This window comes from Streptomyces sp. NPDC040718 (genome assembly GCF_055593565.1).
Genome location: NZ_JBVIXO010000002.1, coordinates 360,795 through 378,512 on the forward strand (window position 1 = coordinate 360,795; position 17,718 = coordinate 378,512).

At 74.1% G+C, this 17,718-nt stretch carries 14 protein-coding genes; 10 read left to right on the plus strand and 4 right to left on the minus strand.

From position 1 onward, the window contains the following. Positions 1-109: 109 nt before the first annotated feature. On the minus strand, positions 110-1,705 hold the full coding sequence (locus tag ACZ597_RS07090; protein ID WP_471326032.1) for a protein kinase domain-containing protein: 1,596 nt from the start codon (positions 1,703-1,705) through the stop codon (positions 110-112). A 226-nt stretch (positions 1,706-1,931) separates the two neighbouring features. Between ACZ597_RS07090 and ACZ597_RS07095 the strand changes: the two genes are divergently transcribed. The 10 genes from ACZ597_RS07095 to ACZ597_RS07140 all read left to right on the plus strand — a co-directional run bounded on the left by ACZ597_RS07095 (position 1,932) and on the right by ACZ597_RS07140 (position 14,144). After that, complete coding sequence (locus ACZ597_RS07095) at positions 1,932-3,611, plus strand: protein kinase domain-containing protein (RefSeq protein ID WP_471326034.1); 1,680 nt, start codon at positions 1,932-1,934, stop codon at positions 3,609-3,611. 244 nt (positions 3,612-3,855) lie between these two features. After that, positions 3,856-4,413, plus strand: coding sequence for a hypothetical protein (locus ACZ597_RS07100; protein ID WP_471326036.1), 558 nt, complete (start codon positions 3,856-3,858; stop codon positions 4,411-4,413). Positions 4,414-4,473: 60 nt separating this feature from the next. After that, positions 4,474-5,145, plus strand: coding sequence for a PadR family transcriptional regulator (locus tag ACZ597_RS07105; RefSeq protein WP_471326039.1), 672 nt, complete (start codon positions 4,474-4,476; stop codon positions 5,143-5,145). Positions 5,146-5,170: 25 nt separating this feature from the next. Next, positions 5,171-5,929, plus strand: a complete 759-nt coding sequence (locus tag ACZ597_RS07110; RefSeq protein WP_471326042.1) for an ABC transporter ATP-binding protein — start codon at positions 5,171-5,173, stop codon at positions 5,927-5,929. Between the two features lie 101 nt (positions 5,930-6,030). Beyond that, entirely contained in the window at positions 6,031-8,784 is a 2,754-nt protein-coding gene (locus ACZ597_RS07115; RefSeq protein WP_471326791.1) for an FtsX-like permease family protein, read from the plus strand. Between the two features lie 82 nt (positions 8,785-8,866). After that, the gene (locus ACZ597_RS07120; protein WP_471326045.1) at positions 8,867-9,403 is read left to right on the plus strand and encodes a bacterial proteasome activator family protein; all 537 of its coding nucleotides are present in this window, start codon (positions 8,867-8,869) and stop codon (positions 9,401-9,403) included. Between the two features lie 485 nt (positions 9,404-9,888). Continuing rightward, the gene (locus tag ACZ597_RS07125; RefSeq protein ID WP_471326048.1) at positions 9,889-10,770 is read left to right on the plus strand and encodes an NTP transferase domain-containing protein; all 882 of its coding nucleotides are present in this window, start codon (positions 9,889-9,891) and stop codon (positions 10,768-10,770) included. After that, positions 10,767-12,059 carry a molybdopterin molybdotransferase MoeA gene (locus tag ACZ597_RS07130; RefSeq protein WP_471326050.1) on the plus strand — a complete coding sequence of 431 codons (1,293 nt, stop codon included), beginning with the start codon at positions 10,767-10,769 and terminating at the stop codon, positions 12,057-12,059. The genes ACZ597_RS07125 and ACZ597_RS07130 overlap by 4 nt, the downstream gene beginning before the upstream one ends. Then, on the plus strand, positions 12,047-13,147 hold the full coding sequence (locus ACZ597_RS07135) for a potassium channel family protein (RefSeq protein WP_471326053.1): 1,101 nt from the start codon (positions 12,047-12,049) through the stop codon (positions 13,145-13,147). Before ACZ597_RS07130 ends, ACZ597_RS07135 begins: the two co-directional genes overlap by 13 nt. A 19-nt stretch (positions 13,148-13,166) precedes the next feature. Next, positions 13,167-14,144, plus strand: a complete 978-nt coding sequence (locus ACZ597_RS07140; protein ID WP_471326056.1) for an NAD(P)H-quinone oxidoreductase — start codon at positions 13,167-13,169, stop codon at positions 14,142-14,144. 116 nt (positions 14,145-14,260) lie between these two features. Here the strand turns inward: ACZ597_RS07140 and ACZ597_RS07145 are convergent, their stop codons facing one another. The 3 genes from ACZ597_RS07145 to pdhA are packed head-to-tail and all read right to left on the minus strand — an operon-like array spanning position 14,261 to position 17,708. Beyond that, a complete protein-coding gene (locus ACZ597_RS07145) occupies positions 14,261-15,577 on the minus strand; it encodes a dihydrolipoamide acetyltransferase family protein (protein ID WP_471326059.1) in 1,317 nt (438 codons plus the stop codon). After that, the gene (locus tag ACZ597_RS07150) at positions 15,577-16,575 is read right to left on the minus strand and encodes an alpha-ketoacid dehydrogenase subunit beta (protein ID WP_471326062.1); all 999 of its coding nucleotides are present in this window, start codon (positions 16,573-16,575) and stop codon (positions 15,577-15,579) included. Before ACZ597_RS07150 ends, ACZ597_RS07145 begins: the two co-directional genes overlap by 1 nt. Beyond that, on the minus strand, positions 16,575-17,708 hold the full coding sequence (pdhA, locus tag ACZ597_RS07155) for a pyruvate dehydrogenase (acetyl-transferring) E1 component subunit alpha (protein ID WP_471326064.1): 1,134 nt from the start codon (positions 17,706-17,708) through the stop codon (positions 16,575-16,577). The genes ACZ597_RS07150 and pdhA overlap by 1 nt, the downstream gene beginning before the upstream one ends. Between the last annotated feature and the right edge of the window lie 10 nt (positions 17,709-17,718).

Genomic DNA, 17,718 nt, shown 5'->3' on the forward strand with positions numbered 1-17,718 from the left:
CGGAAGCGGAATCGGAAGCGGAATCAGAAACGGAACCGGATGCGGACCGGATGCGGATAGGGGAAGGGCCCGGCGGAATTACTTCCTCCGGGCCCTTTCCGACCGGTTGTCAGCCCTCGGCCGCCGGGCTTCCGCCGCCGCCGGTGGGCGGCGTCGGCTTGGTCGGCGGGTCCACCGGCGGGGTGGTCTTCGGCGACGGGTCCACCGGCGGGGTGGTCTTCGGCGTCGAGGGCGTGGTGGACGGGGCCGGCGGGGTGGTGCTCGGCGTGTACTTGCTGCGGCTCGGAGTCGGCCGGTACGTCTCGTCGGTGTGCGAGCCGGTCTCCGGGCTCGGCGAGGTCGACGGGGTGTCCGGCGTGCTGCCGCCGCTCTGCGAGGCAGCGGGCGAGCTGGTGCTGCTCTTCGGCTTCTTGCTGTCGCCGACGCCGCCGAAGTTGCCGGTCTTGACCGCGTACGCGACACCTCCGGCGATCGCGAGGACCGCGAGCACCGCGAAGAGCCACGCCTTCCACGCACCCCCGCGCCGGCCGTTGTCGTAGTGGTCGTAGCCGCCGTGACCGCCCTGGCCGCCGCCGCCGTGGTTGCCGCCGCCCGGGAAGGCCGTGCCGTCGTCCGGGTTCAGCGGGGGGACCATCGGCTGCTGGAACTGCGAGGTCGTGGCGTGCGAGGGGTACTGCGGGCGCGGGCCGCCGTTCTGGGCGGGCGCCATCGCCGTGGTGGGCGCGCCGCCCGGCTGGCCGTGCGGGAGCGCCATGGTGACGGGGCCGGTGTTCCAGGTGCCGGTGTTCGGGCCCTGGTCCTGGAGCATCTGGAGCGCGTACTGGACGAGCCCGCGCATCTCCTCCGCGCTCTGGAACCGGTCGTCCGGGTCCTTGGCGAGGGAGCGCATCACCAGGCCGTCGAGCTCCTGCGGGATGGATCCGCCCTCGGGCAGCTGCGACGGCGGCACCGGCGCGTCCTGGACGTGCTGGTAGACCACCGACAGCGGGGTCTCGCCGGTGAAGGGGGGCCGCAGCGCGAGGAGTTCGTAGAGCAGGCAGCCGGTGGCGTACAGGTCGGAGCGGTGGTCGACGGCCTTGCCGAGGGCCTGCTCGGGCGACAGGTACTGGGGGGTGCCCATGACCATGCCGGTCTGGGTCATCGTCGACTGCGCGCCGTGCAGGGCGCGGGCGATGCCGAAGTCCATCACCTTCACCGCGCCGGTGTTGGTGATGATGACGTTGGCGGGCTTGATGTCGCGGTGCACGATGCCGTGCTGGTGCGAGTAGGCGAGCGCTTCGAGCACGCCCGAGACGATGATGAGCGCCTGGTCGGGCCCCGGGGCCTCCGCGCTGAGCAGCAGCTCGCGGATGGTCCGGCCCTCGACCAGCTCCATCACGATGTACGGGACCACGTTCGGGCCGACCCGGTCCTCGCCGGAGTCGTACACGGCGACGACGGCGTGGTGGTTGAGGCCGGCGACGGACTGGGCCTCACGGGTGAAGCGCGCCTTGGACACCGGGTCCTCGGCGAGGTCGGCGCGGAGCAGCTTCACGGCCACGGTGCGGCCCAGCCGTACGTCCTCGGCCGCGAACACCTCGGCCATGCCGCCGCGGCCCAGGCGGTGGGTCAACCGGTAGCGGCCGTCCCCCACGAGACCGCCGGCGCCCCAGTGCTCAGGACCGTCGGCCATCCCGGCGCCGTTTCCCTCGGGTTCGGGTGCCATCAGTCCTCGCCGTCGTCTCTCTCGTCCGCTCTAGCGGTGGGTCCTCATCGGGTGCTCCGATGAACGCTACAGCCTCTGAACCCGTCACCGTTCGGCTACAGACGCCCCGTAGGCCTGCGGTCACGCAGCGGGCACCGGCTTGACGTGTGCTTGCCCTCCGGCAGACTGGGCGCGACATGCGCTCAGCCAGACGCGTAGGGAAACAGCCCGAGGGGAAGCAACAGTCATGAGCCAGGACGGCACGCAGGGCCGGTACGCAGGCGGCTCCCTGGCCGGTGGCCGTTACCAGCTAAGGGATTTGCTGGGCGAGGGGGGCATGGCCTCGGTCTACCTCGCGTACGACTCCGCGCTCGACCGCCAGGTCGCGATCAAGACCCTGCACAGTGAACTCGGGCGCGAGGCATCCTTCCGCGAGCGCTTCCGGCGTGAGGCGCAGGCTGTTGCGAAACTGTCGCACACCAACATCGTTTCGGTCTTCGACACCGGCGAGGGGACCGTCACCTTCGGCTCCGGCAGCGGGGACGAAGCGGTCATGCCGTACATCGTCATGGAGTACGTCGAGGGGCAGCCGCTCGGCTCGGTCCTCGACGCGGACGTGCGCCAGTACGGCGCCATGCCGGCGGACAAGGCGCTGAAGGTGACGGCCGACGTGCTGGCCGCGCTGGAGACCAGCCACGAGATGGGCCTGGTCCACCGCGACATCAAGCCCGGCAACGTGATGATGACCAAGCGCGGCGTGGTCAAGGTGATGGACTTCGGCATCGCCCGCGCCATGCAGTCGGGGGTCACCTCGATGACGCAGACCGGCATGGTCGTCGGCACCCCGCAGTACCTCTCCCCGGAGCAGGCGCTGGGGCGCGGCGTGGACGCCCGTTCCGACCTGTACTCCGTCGGCATCATGCTGTTCCAGCTGCTGACGGGCCGGATCCCCTTCGACGCGGACTCCCCGCTGGCCATCGCGTACGCGCACGTCCAGGAGGAGCCGGTGGCTCCGTCGACCGTCAACCGGTCGATCACCCCGGCCATGGACGCGCTGGTGGCGCGGGCGCTGAAGAAGAACCCGAACGAGCGCTTCCCCACGGCCGCGGCCATGCGGGACGAGATCATGCGCGTGATGTCGGCGGGTCAGACCGGCGCCCCGGTCATCGTCCCGGGCGCCGCGACCGGCGGCAGCGGGGCGGGCGTGGGCTCGGCCGTCTTCCCGCCGGTGGACTCCGGTTTCCAGTCGCCGCCGCCGCAGTCGCTCCAGCAGCCGTACCAGCCCCAGACGCCGCCGTCCCCGTACGCGCCGCAGACGCACCAGCAGCCCCAGCCGCAGCAGGCCCAGCAGGGCGGTTACGCGTACCCGCACACGCCGCCGCCGGTGCCGCAGCAGCAGTACGCCCCGCAGACCCCGCCGCCGTTCACCATCTCGCCCACGCCGACGCGCGCCGCGGCGGCCTCCTCGGGCGGCGGGAAGAAGAACACCCCCGTCGTGGTCGGCGCGATCGCGGTGGCCCTGCTGGCCATCGGCGGTCTGATCGCCGTCCTGAACATGGACGACGACGACAAGAAGGACGACACCGCATCCCCGGCCACCTCGGCCTCGGCGTCCGCGTCCGGCTCGGCGAAGCCCGGCCACAAGGGGCCGGACCCGTCGCGCACCATCGACGTGGAGAAGTGCAAGAGCCCGACGAAGTCCTACAAGGACGCCACCAAGGTCGTGGCCCCGGACTTCCGGTACAAGAACCTGCGCTCGGTGAAGGAGTGCATCCAGGCCGCGGGCTGGAGGTTCGAGATCCAGAACCGCGACGAGACCGTCTACGGCCAGGACACCGTCCTGGAGCAGCTGCCGGCGTCCGGGACCGATGTGGCCAAGGACAGCACGCTGTTCACCCTGGTCGTCTCCACCGGCGACCCCCAGTAGGAACCCGAGCGGGCAGCCCCGGCGGCATCCGCGCAGGCACCAGCCCCCGGCACCCGCCCCCGGCCGACTCCGCTCGGCCGGGGGCGCTTCGTTTCCCCGCCCGCCGTACCGCCGGACCGGTGGGACCGGCGCCCCGGGCACCCTGACGGACGACCCGGGGTGCCCTCTTTGCCCCAGTATGTGAACCTGAGTGCGGCGCTCCGACATCGGACGTCCGGGCCGCACGGAAGGGGAGGGGCACCCCGTGACTCGACGCCTCCGCCCGCCGCACTGGACCGCCGGGGCCTCGCTGGCCGCCGCCGCGCTGCTGGCCGCCGCGCCCGCGAGCGCGACCCCCGCCCGCACCCCGGCCGCCGCCGCGCCCGCGCCCCCCGGCCGGGTGGCCTGGGGGCACCTCCCGGCGGTAGCCGGAGTGCCGCAAGAGGCGTACCAGGAGCTCGCCGGCAGCGCCGCGGGCGTCGCGCGGGAGCACCCCGGGCGGCCCGCCGACGCGCCGGCCGCCCCCGGCATCGCCGCGACCCTGCCGGTGCGCCCGGTGCACCCGGTGCGCCCGGTGCGCCCGGCGCATCCGCTCCAGCCGGCGCAGGAGCGGCCGGAGCCCGTCCCGCCGCGGCCGGAGGACGTGCCGAGCCCGCAGGCGCCGGTCACCGCGCCCACCACCGCGCCCGTCACCGCACTCGGCACCGAGCCCAACGAACGGGCCGCCGACCTGGCCGCGCACCTGCTCCCGCTGGGCACCGGACTGGCCCTGATGGGGCTGGGGATCGGCTACATGGGCGTGCGGCTGCGGCGGGGCCGGTAGGAGGGCGCCTCCGGGGGCGGGTGTTTGCGGAGACGAGCATACTCGGTATACATACTGAGTATGTCGATCCGCCACGGTCTTCTCGCACTGCTCGAACGGGGCCCCCGCTACGGCTCCCAGCTGCGCACCGAGTTCGAATCCCGCACCGGCTCCACCTGGCCGCTCAACGTCGGGCAGGTGTACACCACGCTCGCCCGCCTGGAGCGCGACGGACTCGTCGCCCCCGGGGGCGAGGACCACGCCGGCCACACCCTCTACGCCATCACCGACGACGGCCGCGCCGAACTGCGCGACTGGTACGAGCGGCCCGTCGACCGCGCCAACCCGCCCCGCGACGAGCTGTCCATCAAGCTCGCCATGGCCGTCGGCGCACCCGGCGTGGACATCCGCGCCGTCATCCAGGCCCAGCGGCACGCCACGCTCAAGGCGATGCAGGACTACACCCGGCTCAAGGCCGGGGCCCTCGCCGCCGTCGAGAGCGGCAAGTCGCGCGAACGCGACGACCTGGCCTGGCTGCTGGTCCTGGAACAGCTGATCTTCCAGACCGAGGCCGAGGCGCGCTGGCTCGACCACTCGGAGTCCCGGCTCGTCAGGCTCGCCGCGCTCGGCCCGGCCGACCCGCCCGGCGCGGCAGCCGGACCCGGCCCGGCAGCCGCGCCGGGAGCGGCAGCCGCGCCCGCCACCGGCAACACCAGCACCACCGGCCCCGCCGCCCGCCCGCGGCGCGGCTGAACGAACGCTCCAGGGGGGATCCCTCATGCCCGTCCAGCACAACTCCGGCCAGCACGGCTCACACCCCGTACTCCGGCTCGACCGTCTCGTCCGCACCCACGGCAGCGGCGCCACCGAGGTCCACGCCCTGCGCGGGATCGACCTCAGCGTCCACCCCGGCGAACTCGTCGCCGTCATGGGCCCGTCCGGCTCCGGCAAGTCCACGCTGCTCACCCTGGCGGGCGGACTCGACACCCCCACCAGCGGCAGCGTCCTGGTCGAAGGCGTCGACATCACCACCGCCTCCCGCCGTCAGCTGGCCGCGCTGCGCCGGCGCAGCATCGGCTACGTCTTCCAGGACTACAACCTGATCCCGGCCCTCACCGCCGCCGAGAACGTGGCCCTGCCCCTCGAACTCGACGGGACCTCCGCCCGCAAGGCCCGCCGCGCGGCCCTCGCCGCACTGGAGGAGATACGCCTGCCGCAGCTCGCCGACCGCTTCCCCGACGAGATGTCCGGCGGCCAGCAGCAGCGCGTGGCCATCGCCCGCGCCCTGGTCGGCGAACGCCGCCTGGTCCTGGCCGACGAGCCCACCGGCGCCCTCGACTCGGAGACGGGCGAGTCCGTGCTCGCGCTGCTGCGCACCCGCTGCGACGGCGGGGCCGCCGGCATCCTCGTCACGCACGAACCCCGCTTCGCCGCCTGGGCGGACCGGGTCGTCTTCCTGCGCGACGGCAGCGTCGTCGACGAAACCCTGCGCAGCCAGGCCGACTCGCTGCTCCACGGGCGGGCGGCCGGCCTGTGACCTCCCCGCTCACCGCCTGGTACCACTCCTGGATCGCCGCCCTGCGCATCGCCCGCCGCGACGCGTGGCGCGCCAAGGGCCGCAGCGCACTGGTCCTCGCGATGCTCGCCCTGCCCATCATCGGGATGAGCGCCGTCGACCTCACCTTCCGCAGCGCCGAACTCTCCACCGACCAGCGGATGACCCGCGAACTCGGCACCGCGGACGCCCGGATCAGCCCGGCGGGCCTGGACGCGCCGATCTACCAGCACCCCAACGGCGAGCAGTACGCGCCGGTCGGCGGCTACGACAAGTACCGCCCCGGCACGGAGGCGGACCGCAAGCCGCTGAAGTCCGCGCTCCCGCCCGGGATCCGGTCCACCGAGGACCGCCGCGGCTTCGCCAAGGTGCACACCGCGCACGGGCTGCTGGGCACGGACCTGCGCGAGCTCGACGTGAACGACCCGCTGACCCGGGGCCTGGTCACGCTCGACCGCGGGCGCATGCCCCAGGGGCCGGGCGAGGTCGTCGCCACCAACGCCTTCCTGAAGGCGTCCGGCCTGTACGTGGGCTCCTCCGCCACCCCGCGCGGCACCACGGCCCCGTACCGGATCGTGGGCGCGTACGAAGTGCCCGACAGGCTCGCACGCCCCGAACTCCTCGCCCTGCCGGGCAAGCTGCTCGACCCCCTCGACAAGGCGCTCAAGTCCGCCGGAGCGCCCGGGATCGCCCCCCGGGCCACGTACCTCGTCGCAGTGGGCGGCGATGGTTTCACGTGGAACATGGTCAAGGAGGCCAACAAGCACGGCGCGCTCGTGCTCTCCCGCACCGTCGCCCTGCACCCGCCGGCCGATTCCGACGTCCCGCTGTTCAAGCAGCAGCCGAAGAGCTCGTTCGGCATGCGGGACGGGGGCCTGGTGACGGAGAAGGCCACCCTGGTCACCGTCATCGGCCTCGCCATGCTGGAGATCTGCCTGCTCGCCGGACCCGCCTTCGCGGTCGGCGCCCGGCGCTCGCGCCGCCAGCTGGGCCTGGTCGGCGCCAACGGCGGCGACCGGCGCCACATCCGGGCCGTCGTCCTCTCCGGCGGCATCGTGCTCGGCGCCGCGGCCGCCGTCGTCGGGACGGCCATCGGCATGGCCCTCACCATCGGGCTGCGGCCCGTACTGGAGGAGAAGCTCGGCGCCCGCTTCGGCGGCTTCGAGGTCCGCCCGCTGGAGCTGCTGGGCATCGCCCTGGTCGCCGTGGTGACCGGCCTGCTGGCCGCGGTCGCCCCCGCCGTCACCGCGTCCCGGCAGACCGTGCTGTCCTCCCTCACCGGCCGGCGCGGGGTGCGCCGTGCCAACCGGGTGCTCCCCGTCATCGGGATCCTCGCCGTCGCGGGCGGTGCGGCGCTCGTCCTCTACGGGAGTCGGTCCCGGGTCAACACCACCTTCGTGATGGGCGGCAGCGCCCTCGCCGAGCTGGGCGTCGTCGCCCTCACCCCGCTGCTGGTCGGCCTGTTCGGGCGGCTCGGGCGGTGGCTCCCGCTGTCGCCGCGGCTCGCGCTGCGCGACGCCGTCCGTAACCGGGGGCGCACGGCCCCGGCCGTGGCCGCCGTACTGGCCGCCGTCGCCGGGACGGTGGCGGTGTCCACGTACCAGCACAGCCGGGACGTCCAGTACCGGCACGAGTACGAGGCCGTACTCCCGGACAACGCCGGCTATCTGACGAGCCGTGACAACGTCGGCCACGCGGAGGTGCCGGCACTGCGCGAGACCCTCTCGAAGAGCCTGCCGGTGGCGGTACGGGCCGATGTGGACCGGCTGGTCGTGGGCAACCCGAACTGCTCCTCCCACTCCTCGGCCCCGGGCTGCGGCCGGGTCGAGGTCATCGTCCCCAAGGAGCAGCGCTGCCCGCTCTTCGAGGCCGAGCACGGCCCGGGCTCCTTCCCGCCGGACCAGGCCCGCGCACTGCGGCAGGACCCGCGCTGCAAGGAGAAGGGCCGCTACATCCCGTTCGACGTCGTCGTCGCCAACGAGAAGCTGCTCCAGGTGCTCGCCGTCTCCGACCCGGGCTCGGCGGCAGCGCTGAAGGAGGGCAAGCCCGTCTCCTTCGACGCCAACCAGGTCAAGGACGGAAAGATCACCCTGCGCCTCGTCACCGACCCGGCCGCCGCTGACAAGGCCTCCGAGCGGCACACCGACCCGCCCGGCCAGGACAAGGTGCTCGCCGTCCACCAGGCGCCCGGCACCGCCAACGCCTGGGGACTCGGACTGGTCCTGCCGCCCGCCGCGGCCAGGGCCGCCGGCATCGACACGGTCCCGGTGGGCGCGTACTTCAGCCTCGACCGGAAGGCGGGCACCGAGGAGCGGCAGCGGCTGGACGGCGAGATCGACCGGATGGGCACGGACGCCGAAGTCAGGATCGAGGAGGGCTATCAGGAGCAGCACACCCTGGGCCTGCTCGCCCTGAGCGTCTTCGCGGGGCTCGTCACCATCGGCGCCGCCGGCATCGCGACGGGGCTGGCGCAGGCGGACTCCGAGGCCGATCTGAAGACCCTGGCGGCGGTCGGCGCGGCCCCGCGCGTGCGGCGCACCCTGAGCGGCTTCCAGTGCGGGGTGGTGGCCCTGATGGGCGTGGTCCTCGGTTCGGTGGCGGGCGTCCTGCCGGCGGTCGGACTCCGCCTCACCGAGGAGCGGGAGGAGCGGCGGCTCATCCAGAGCGCGCTCGACATGGGCTACGCCTCGGCGCGCGACACCGAGCTGTACGTCCCGATCGCGGTGCCGTGGGACACCCTGGCCGGCCTGCTGGTCCTCGTCCCGCTGGGCGCGGCGCTGCTGGCCGCGCTGGTCACCAGGTCGAGCGGCGCGCTGGCCCGGCGGGCGGCGGGCTGATCCCGGTGCCCCCGTACAGGGTGGATCACGCCCGTACGGGGGCACACCGTGTGAGTACGCAGGTGTGCGAGAGAATGACGGCATGGAGATGCCGAGGAGTGAACGGTCGCAGGACAGCCCCCCGCACGTGCTGATCGTGGGCCAGGACGGGACGGCGGTCGGCGGCACCGATGACGAGTCGCGCGAGGTCCCGGTGACGGAGATGGTCGAACAGCCCGCCAAGGTCATGCGCATCGGCAGCATGATCAAGCAACTTCTGGAAGAAGTCCGCGCAGCTCCTCTGGACGAGGCCAGCCGGGTCCGTCTGAAGGACATCCACGCTGCGTCGGTGAAGGAACTCGAAGACGGCCTGGCGCCGGAGCTGGTCGAGGAACTGGAGCGGCTCTCCCTGCCGTTCACCGAGGAGGCGGTCCCCTCCGAAGCCGAACTGCGGATCGCACAGGCGCAGTTGGTGGGGTGGCTGGAAGGCCTCTTCCACGGTATCCAGACGGCCCTGTTCGCGCAGCAGATGGCGGCGCGGGCCCAGCTGGAGCAGATGCGCCGCGCCCTTCCGCCGGGCGGCTCCCACGACGACGAAGACGGCCCCCACGGCGCGGTCCGCTCGGGCCCCTACCTTTAATCTCCGCGCCGCCCGCACGGTGCGGCGCCGGAGCGCCCTACCGGCTTCGCACCGCTGCGCCGGGCCCAATTCCCGACGCGCCGCTCGCACGGTGCGGCGCCGGGGCGCCTTACCGGCTTCGCACCGCTGCGCCGGACTCCGTCCGGCGGCACGGGGGCGGGGCCGGTTCCCGTGGGCGAGGTGGGCCGTCGCCTGCGGGTGATCCCCGCTGCGCGGGGCGGTCCCCTACGGGCGCTCCGCGCCCGTCGCCTCAATCGCCGGCGGGGCGGGATCTTCCAGCCCCGCCGGCGATTGAGGCGCGGAGGTCTGGGGGCGGAGCCCCCAGGCGGGTCCGGGCGGAGCCCGGGGAACGGAGGAAGGGCGGGGAGGGGACCAGCCCCGCGCAGCGGCGGCCCCCGGACGGGCCCGCACCGGCCCGGGGTCGGCATAAGCGACGGTTAAGTGGGCGGCCGCGCAGCGGAGATGACCCGCGCATACTCAAGGACATGAGCTACGACGCCATCGTCCTCGCCGGCGGCGCCGCCCGGCGCCTCGGCGGGGCCGACAAGCCCACCCTCCACGTCGGCGGCCGCACCCTCCTCGACCGGGTCCTCGCGGCCTGCCCGGACGCCGCCGAGACCGTCGTGGTCGGCACCCGCAGGGCGACGGCCCGCCCCGTCCGCTGGACCCGCGAGGACCCGCCCGGCGGCGGCCCGGTGGCCGCGCTGGACGCCGGGATCCGCCGGACCACCGCCCCGCTGGTCCTCGTACTCTCCGCCGACCTGCCCTTCCTCGACCGGGACACCGTCCACGCCCTGCTCGCCGCGGCCCGCGCGAACGCCGACGGCGACGGGGCCCTGCTGCGGGACGCCGACGGCCGCGACCAGCCCCTCGTCGCCGCCTACCGCGCCGAGCCCCTGCGCCGCGAGATCGCCCTGCTCGCCACCGAGCACGGCACCCTGCACGGCCTCCCGCTGCGCGCCCTCACCGGCGAGCTCGACCTGGCCAGGATCGGCGCCGCTGAGCCACTCGCCTCCTTCGACTGCGACACCTGGGAGGACCTGGCAGCGGCCCGCGCCCGGATCAGGGAGCATGGGACCGTGCTGGAGCATTGGATCACCGCTGCCAAGAGCGAACTCGGGATCGACGACGTCCCCGTCGACGTCGCGACCCTGCTCGACCTCGCCCGTGACGCCGCCCACGGCGTGGCCCGGCCCGCGGCCCCGCTGACGACGTTCCTCGTCGGCTACGCGGCCGCCCGCGCCGAGGCCACCGGCGCGGACCCCGCCCGGGCCGTCGCCGAGGCCTCCCGCAAGGCCGCCGACCTGGCACTGCGCTGGGCCGCCGAAGCCCAGCCCCCACACCCCGAGGAGGCCGGCTCCGGATGACCCGTACCGACGCCGACGGCGCCCTGGACGAGGCCCTCGCCCTGGTCAGCCGCAATCCCGACCCCGGCGGCGCCGGCGGCCACCGCGCCGCCCCCTGGCTGCGCGCCCGCGAGACCGCCGCCCGGGCCGGTACGGCCGTGCCGGCCCGCACCCACCGGGTTCCCTTCGCGGACGCGCTCGGCGAGGTGCTGACCGCACCGCTCGAAGCCCTCAGCGACCTGCCCTCCTTCGACACCTCGGCCATGGACGGCTGGGCCGTCGCCGGCCCCGGCCCCTGGCGCGTCCGCCCCGGCGACGGGGTCCTCGCCGGAGACGAACCGCCCGCGCCGCTCGGCGACGGCGAGGCCGTACGGATCGCCACCGGCGCCCGCGTCCCGGCCGACACCACCGCCGTGATCCGCAGCGAGCACGCCCGCGAGTCCGGCACCCAGCTGTACTCCGACCGGCCCGTGAACACCGGTCAGGACATCCGCCCGCGCGGCCAGGAGTGCCGCTCCGGCGACCTTCTGCTTCCCGTGGGCTCCCTCGTCACCCCGGCCGTGCTCGGCCTCGCCGCGGCCGCCGGGTACGACGAGCTGGTCACCCGGCCCCGGCCCCGCGTGGAGATCCTGGTCCTCGGCGACGAACTGCTCACCGAGGGCCGCCCGCACGACGGCCTGATCCGCGACGCCCTCAGCCCCATGCTCGGCCCCTGGATCACCCGGCTCGGCGCCGACGTCATCGGCACGCGCCGGCTCGGCGACGACCCGGCCGGGGCCCAGGCCCTGCTGGAGGCCGTCACCGGCTCCACCGCCGACGTCGTCGTCACCACCGGCGGCACCGCCTCCGGGCCCGTGGACCACGTCCACCCCGTGCTGGAGCGCGCCGGGGCCGAGCTGCTCGTGGACGGGGTCGCCGTGCGCCCCGGGCATCCGATGCTGCTGGCCCGGATCGGCGACCGGGAGCAGGCCCGCCACGTGGTCGGCCTTCCCGGCAACCCGCTCGCCGCCGTGTCCGGGCTGCTGACCCTCGCCGAGCCGCTGCTGCGCGCGCTCGCCGGCCGCCGCCAGCGGCCCCGCTACACGGTTCCGGTGGAGGGCGACGTGCCCGGCCACCCGTACGACACCCGGCTCGTGCCGGTGCTGCTGACCGACGAACACGCCGTACCGCTGCGCTACAACGGCCCGGCGATGCTGCGCGGGGTGGCGGGCGCCGACGCGCTGGCCGTCGTACCGCCGCACGGAGCGCGGTCGGGGCAGGACCTGGAGATCCTCGACCTGCCCTGGGCCTCGGGGGGATGTTTCACGTGAAACTTCACGGCCAGGACGCCATGGCGCGCGGCGCCGACGAGAAGCTCGTCTCACGCCGCATCAAACTTCCCAAGCGGGTGGTCGAGAAGCCGCTGCGTCAGGTCACCCGCCGACTGCTGATGGCCCTCTTCGTGCTGTGCCTGACGGTGCTGATCGTCTGGCTCGACCGCGAGGGCTACCACGACAACGCCAACGAGAAGGTCGACTTCCTCGACTGCGTCTACTACGCGACCGTGACCCTGTCGACCACGGGCTACGGCGACATCGTCCCCTACAGCGACAGCGCGCGGCTGGTCAACGTCCTGCTGATCACCCCGCTGCGCGTGCTGTTCCTGATCATCCTGGTCGGCACCACCCTGGAGGTGCTGACCGAACGCACCCGCGAAGAGTGGCGGCTGAACCGCTGGAGGAAAACCTTGCGTGAGCACACGGTCGTCGTCGGCTTCGGCACCAAGGGCCGCTCCGCCCTGCAGACGCTGCTGGCGACCGGCCTCCCGAGGGATCAGGTCGTCATCGTCGACCCCAGCGCCAAGGTGATCGACATCGCCAACGCGGAGGGCTTCACCGGGGTCGTCGGCGACGCCACCCGCTCCGAAGTACTGCTGCGGGCCGAACTCCAGAAGGCCCGTCAGATCATCATCGCCACCCAGCGCGACGACACCGCCGTCCTGGTGACGCTGACGGCCCGGCAGCTCAACCGGGGCGCGAAGATCGTGGCGGCGGTCCGCGAGGAGGAGAACGCGCCGCTGCTGAAGCAGTCCGGCGCGGACGCGGTCATCACGAGCGCGAGCGCGGCGGGCCGGCTGCTGGGCCTGTCGGTGCTCAGCCCGAGCGCGGGCACCGTGATGGAGGACCTGATCCAGCAGGGCAGCGGCCTGGACCTGATCGAACGGCCCGTCAACAAGTCGGAGGTGGGCCGCAGCGTACGCGACACCGGCGACCTCGTCGTCAGCGTCCTGCGCGGGCACCGGCTGCTCCCCTACGACGACCCGCACGCGAGCCCGCTCCAGCTGACGGACCGCCTGATCACCATCGTCCGGGCGGTCCCGCCGACCGGCCCCCAGGTAACCCTGGGCCCCGCCGAGTAGGGCCGGTAGATTCCGGGCCATGCATGCGATCACGATCGAGCAGCCCGGCGGCCCCGAGGCCCTGGTCTGGGCCGAAGCACCCGATCCGGTGGCGGGCGAGGGGGAGGTGCTCGTCGAGGTCGCGGCGAGCGCCGTGAACCGCGCCGACGTCCTTCTGCGCCAGGGCTTCTACGACCCGCCGCCGGGTGCCTCCGCGTATCCCGGCCTGGAGTGCTCCGGGCGGATCGCCGCGCTCGGGCCGGGCGTGTCCGGCTGGGCGGTGGGTGACGAGGTCTGCGCGCTGCTGTCCGGCGGCGGGTACGCGCAGCAGGTCGCCGTCCCGGCGGGACAGCTGCTGCCGGTGCCGAAGGGCGTGGACCTGGTGACGGCGGCCGCGCTGCCGGAGGTCGTCGCGACGGTGTGGTCCAACGTCTTCATGGTGGCGGGCCTGCGTCCGGGCGAGACCCTCCTGGTGCACGGCGGCTCCAGCGGCATCGGCACCATGGCGATCCAGCTGGGCAAGGCCGTAGGCGCGCGGGTGGCCGTGACCGCGGGCGGCAAGGAGAAGCTGGCGCGCTGCGCGGAGCTGGGCGCGGACGTCCTGATCGACTACCGCGAGCAGGACTTCGTGGAGGAGCTGCGGTCCGCGACGGGCGGGGCCGGGGCGGACGTGATCCTGGACATCATGGGTGCGAAGTACCTCGCGCGGAACCTGGACGCACTGGCCATGAACGGCCGGCTCGCGGTGATCGGCCTCCAGGGCGGGGTGAAGGCGGAGCTGGACCTGCGCACGCTGCTGGCCAAGCGGGCGGCGATCACGGCGACCTCGCTGCGGGCCCGCCCGCTGGAGGAGAAGGCGGCCATCGTGGCGGCCGTACGGGAGCACGTGTGGCCCCTGATCGCCGCCGGCCGGGTCCGCCCGGTGGTCCACGCGACGTACCCGATCGCCGAGGCGGCCGAAGCCCACCGCGTCATGGAAGCCAGCACGCACGTGGGCAAGCTCCTGCTGACGCTCTGACCTCCGGGGGCGGCGGCCGCTGCGCGGAGCCTGCCCCTCCCCGCCCTTCACCCGTTCTCGCCCCGAACGCCGGCGGGGCTGGAAAATCCAGCCCCGCACAGCGGTACCCCGGCCCCCTACAGCCCGCGCAGCAGCACGGCCGGGTTCTCCACGCAGTCGGCCACGTAGCGCAGGAAGCCACCCGCCGCACCACCGTCACAGACGCGGTGGTCGAAGGTCAGCGAGAGCTGTACGACCTTCCGTACGGCCAGTTCGCCCTGGTGGACCCACGGCTTGGGGATGATCCGGCCCACGCCGAGCATGGCCGCCTCGGGGTGGTTGATGATCGGGGTGGAGCCATCCACCCCGAACACGCCGTAGTTGTTCAGGGTGAACGTCCCGCCGGTCAGGTCCGACGGGGCGAGCTTCCCCGCCCGGGCCAGCTCGGTCAGCCGGGCGAACTCCGCCGACAGGGACTCCGGGCTGCGCGTGTGGGCGTCCCGGACCACCGGGACCATCAGCCCGCGCTCGGTCTGCGCGGCGAAGCCCAGGTGCACGCCCGGGAGCCGGACGATCTCGTTGGCGGCGAGGTCCACCGTGGAGTTGAGCTCGGGGTACTTGGCGAGCGCGGCCGTGCAGATCCTGGCGAGCAGCGCGAGCACCGAGATCTTCGGCCCGTCCACGGCGTTCATCGCGGCCCGCGCCGCCATCAGCTCGGTGGCGTCCGCGTCGACCCAGCACGTGGCCTCCGGGATCTCGCGCCGGCTGCGCGAGAGCTTCTCCGCGACGGCGCCCCGCAGCCCCTTGAGGGGGATCCGCTCGCCCTGCACGGCCACCGCCACGGGCGCGGCGACGGGCGCGGGGGCCCGGAGCACGGCTTCGACGTCGGCCCGCAGGATCAGGCCCTCCGGCCCCGATCCGCGCAGCGCCCTCAGGTCGATCCCGTTGTCCCGCGCCAGCTTGCGCACGAGCGGCGAGATGACGGGCACCGGCCCTGCGGGAGCCGCGGGAGCGGCCGGGGCCGCCACGACGGGCGCCGGGGCCGGGGCCGCCACGACCGGCGCCGACACCGCGGCGGTGACGGGTCGCACCCGCCGCCGACGCGCCGGGCGCGAGTGGTCCGAGCCGTAGCCGATCAGCGGCCGGGGCGCGTTTCCGGATCCCTCGGCATCCGCCTCGGCGACCGCTGCCCCGGCGGGCGCCGACTCCGCACCCACCGCCACGGTGATCAGCGGGGCGCCGACCGGCAGTTCCTCGCCCTCCGCGCCGAACCGGGCGGTGACCACGCCGCCGTACGGGCAGGGCACCTCCACCATCGCCTTGGCCGTCTCGACCTCGACGACCGGCTGGTCGATGGCGACGACGTCACCCACCGCCACCAGCCACCGCACGATCTCGGCCTCGGTCAGGCCCTCGCCGAGGTCGGGCAGCTTGAATTCCATTACCTGCGGCATCAGTTCTCCCACTGCAGGCGGGCCACCGCGTCCAGGATGCGCTCCACGCCGGGCAGGTGGTGCTTCTCCAGCATCGGCGGCGGGTACGGGATGTCGAAGCCCGTGACGCGCAGCACGGGCGCCTCCAGGTGGTGGAAGCAGCGCTCGGTGACCCGGGCGGCGATCTCCGCGCCCGGCCCGCCGAAGCCGCCGGACTCGTGGACCACCACGGCGCGCCCGGTGCGGCGTACGGAGGCGACGACGGTCTCCTCGTCGAAGGGGACGAGGGAGCGCAGGTCCACGACCTCCAGGTCCCAGCCCTCCTCACGGGCCGCCTCGGCGGCCTCCAGGCAGAGCGGCAGCGAGGGGCCGTACGTGATCAGGGTGGCGCTCGTACCGGCCCGGCGGACCAGGGCCTTGCCGATGCCCGGGACGGCCGTGGGGGCCTCCGGCGACCACTGCGACTTGGACCAGTAGAGCCGCTTCGGCTCCAGGAAGACCACCGGGTCGTCGCTCGCGATCGACTCGCGCAGCAGTCCGTACGCGTCCTCGACCGTCGCCGGGGTCACGACGGTGAGCCCGGGGGTGGCCGTGTAGTAGGCCTCGGAGGAGTCGCAGTGGTGCTCGACCCCGCCGATCCCGCCGCCGTACGGCACGCGGATGGTGATCGGCAGCGGCATCTTGCCCCGGGTGCGGTTGCGCATCTTCGCGACGTGCGAGATGAGCTGTTCGAAGGCGGGGTAGGCGAACGCGTCGAACTGCATCTCCACGACCGGCCGCAGCCCGTACATGGCCATGCCGACGGCGGTGCCCAGGATCCCGGCCTCGGCGAGGGGGGTGTCCGTGACGCGGTCCTCGCCGAACTCCTTCACGAGCCCGTCGGTGATCCGGAAGACCCCGCCCAGGGCTCCGACGTCCTCGCCCATCACGTGGACGGTCGGGTCCTCGGCCATCGCGTCGCGCATGGCACGGGTGAGTGCCTGCGCCATCGTCGCGGGCTTCGCTGCAACGGTCGTCATCACTCCCCCTCCGCTTCCAGCTCGGCGCGCAGCATGGCGGCCTGCTCGCGCAGCGCCCCGGTCTGCTCCGCGTAGACGTGTGCGAACAGGTCCATCGGGTCGATGACGGGGTCGGCGTTCATCCGCTCGCGCAGGTCCGCCGCCATCGCCTCGGCCGCGTCGCGCGCCTCCTGGATGCCCGCCTCGTCGAGGATCCCGCGGGCGGTCAGCTCGCGCTCCAGCAGGTCCACCGGGTCGTGCGCCTTCCAGGCCTCGACCTCGGCGTCGGTGCGGTAGCGGGTGGCGTCGTCGGCGTTCGTGTGGGCCTCCATCCGGTAGGTGACGGCCTCGATCAGGGTCGGTCCACCGCCCGAGCGGGCCCGCTTCACCGCCTCGGTGAGGACCTCGTGCATGGCGGCGACGTCGTTGCCGTCGACCAGCCGGCCGGGCATGCCGTACCCGACGGCCTTGTGGGCCAGGGTGGGGGCGGCCGTCTGCTTGGCGAGCGGTACGGAGATCGCGAAGCCGTTGTTCTGGACGAGGAAGACCACCGGGGCCTGCCAGACGGCCGCGAAGTTCAGCGCCTCGTGGAAGTCGCCCTCGCTGGTACCGCCGTCGCCGACCATGGCCAGCGCGACGACCTCGTCGCCGCGCAGCCGCGCGGCGTGCGCCAGACCCACCGCGTGCGGCAGCTGGGTGGCGAGGGGGGTGCACAGGGGGGCTATGCGGTACTCGCGCGGGTCGTACCCGGTGTGCCAGTCGCCGCGCAGCAGCGTCAGCGCCTGTACGGGGTCCAGCCCGCGCGCCACGGCGGCGAGGGTGTCGCGGTAGCTCGGGAAGAGCCAGTCCTGCTCCTCCAGGACCAGGGCGGCCGCGATCTCGGCGGCCTCCTGCCCGACGGTGGAGGGGTACACGGCGAGACGGCCCTGGCGGGTGAGTGCGGTGGCCTGCGCGTTGTAGCGGCGGCCCCGGACGAGCTCGGCGTAGTACCGGCGCATGAGCGCCGGGTCGAGCTCCTCCGCCGCCGGAGTGCCCAGCACCCGGTAGGGCTCGGGGTCCGGCAGCAGGGGGGCGGCCTCCATACGGGGCCTCCAGGCGGGCGGCGGGGTGTCACGGTGCGGCGCACCGGCACCGGGCAGCTCTTGGACCGTCATGGCGGCGTAC

Coding starts and splice junctions, on each gene's coding strand:
- ACZ597_RS07090 (WP_471326032.1), bottom strand. CDS start 1,705: ATGGCACCCGAACCCGAGGGAAACGGCGCCGGGATGGCCGACGGTCCT.
- ACZ597_RS07095 (WP_471326034.1), top strand. CDS start 1,932: ATGAGCCAGGACGGCACGCAGGGCCGGTACGCAGGCGGCTCCCTGGCC.
- ACZ597_RS07105 (WP_471326039.1), top strand. CDS start 4,474: ATGTCGATCCGCCACGGTCTTCTCGCACTGCTCGAACGGGGCCCCCGC.
- ACZ597_RS07110 (WP_471326042.1), top strand. CDS start 5,171: ATGCCCGTCCAGCACAACTCCGGCCAGCACGGCTCACACCCCGTACTC.
- ACZ597_RS07115 (WP_471326791.1), top strand. CDS start 6,031: ATGCTCGCCCTGCCCATCATCGGGATGAGCGCCGTCGACCTCACCTTC.
- ACZ597_RS07120 (WP_471326045.1), top strand. CDS start 8,867: ATGGAGATGCCGAGGAGTGAACGGTCGCAGGACAGCCCCCCGCACGTG.
- ACZ597_RS07125 (WP_471326048.1), top strand. CDS start 9,889: ATGAGCTACGACGCCATCGTCCTCGCCGGCGGCGCCGCCCGGCGCCTC.
- ACZ597_RS07130 (WP_471326050.1), top strand. CDS start 10,767: ATGACCCGTACCGACGCCGACGGCGCCCTGGACGAGGCCCTCGCCCTG.
- ACZ597_RS07135 (WP_471326053.1), top strand. CDS start 12,047: ATGTTTCACGTGAAACTTCACGGCCAGGACGCCATGGCGCGCGGCGCC.
- ACZ597_RS07140 (WP_471326056.1), top strand. CDS start 13,167: ATGCATGCGATCACGATCGAGCAGCCCGGCGGCCCCGAGGCCCTGGTC.
- ACZ597_RS07145 (WP_471326059.1), bottom strand. CDS start 15,577: ATGCCGCAGGTAATGGAATTCAAGCTGCCCGACCTCGGCGAGGGCCTG.
- ACZ597_RS07150 (WP_471326062.1), bottom strand. CDS start 16,575: ATGACGACCGTTGCAGCGAAGCCCGCGACGATGGCGCAGGCACTCACC.
- pdhA (WP_471326064.1), bottom strand. CDS start 17,708: ATGACGGTCCAAGAGCTGCCCGGTGCCGGTGCGCCGCACCGTGACACC.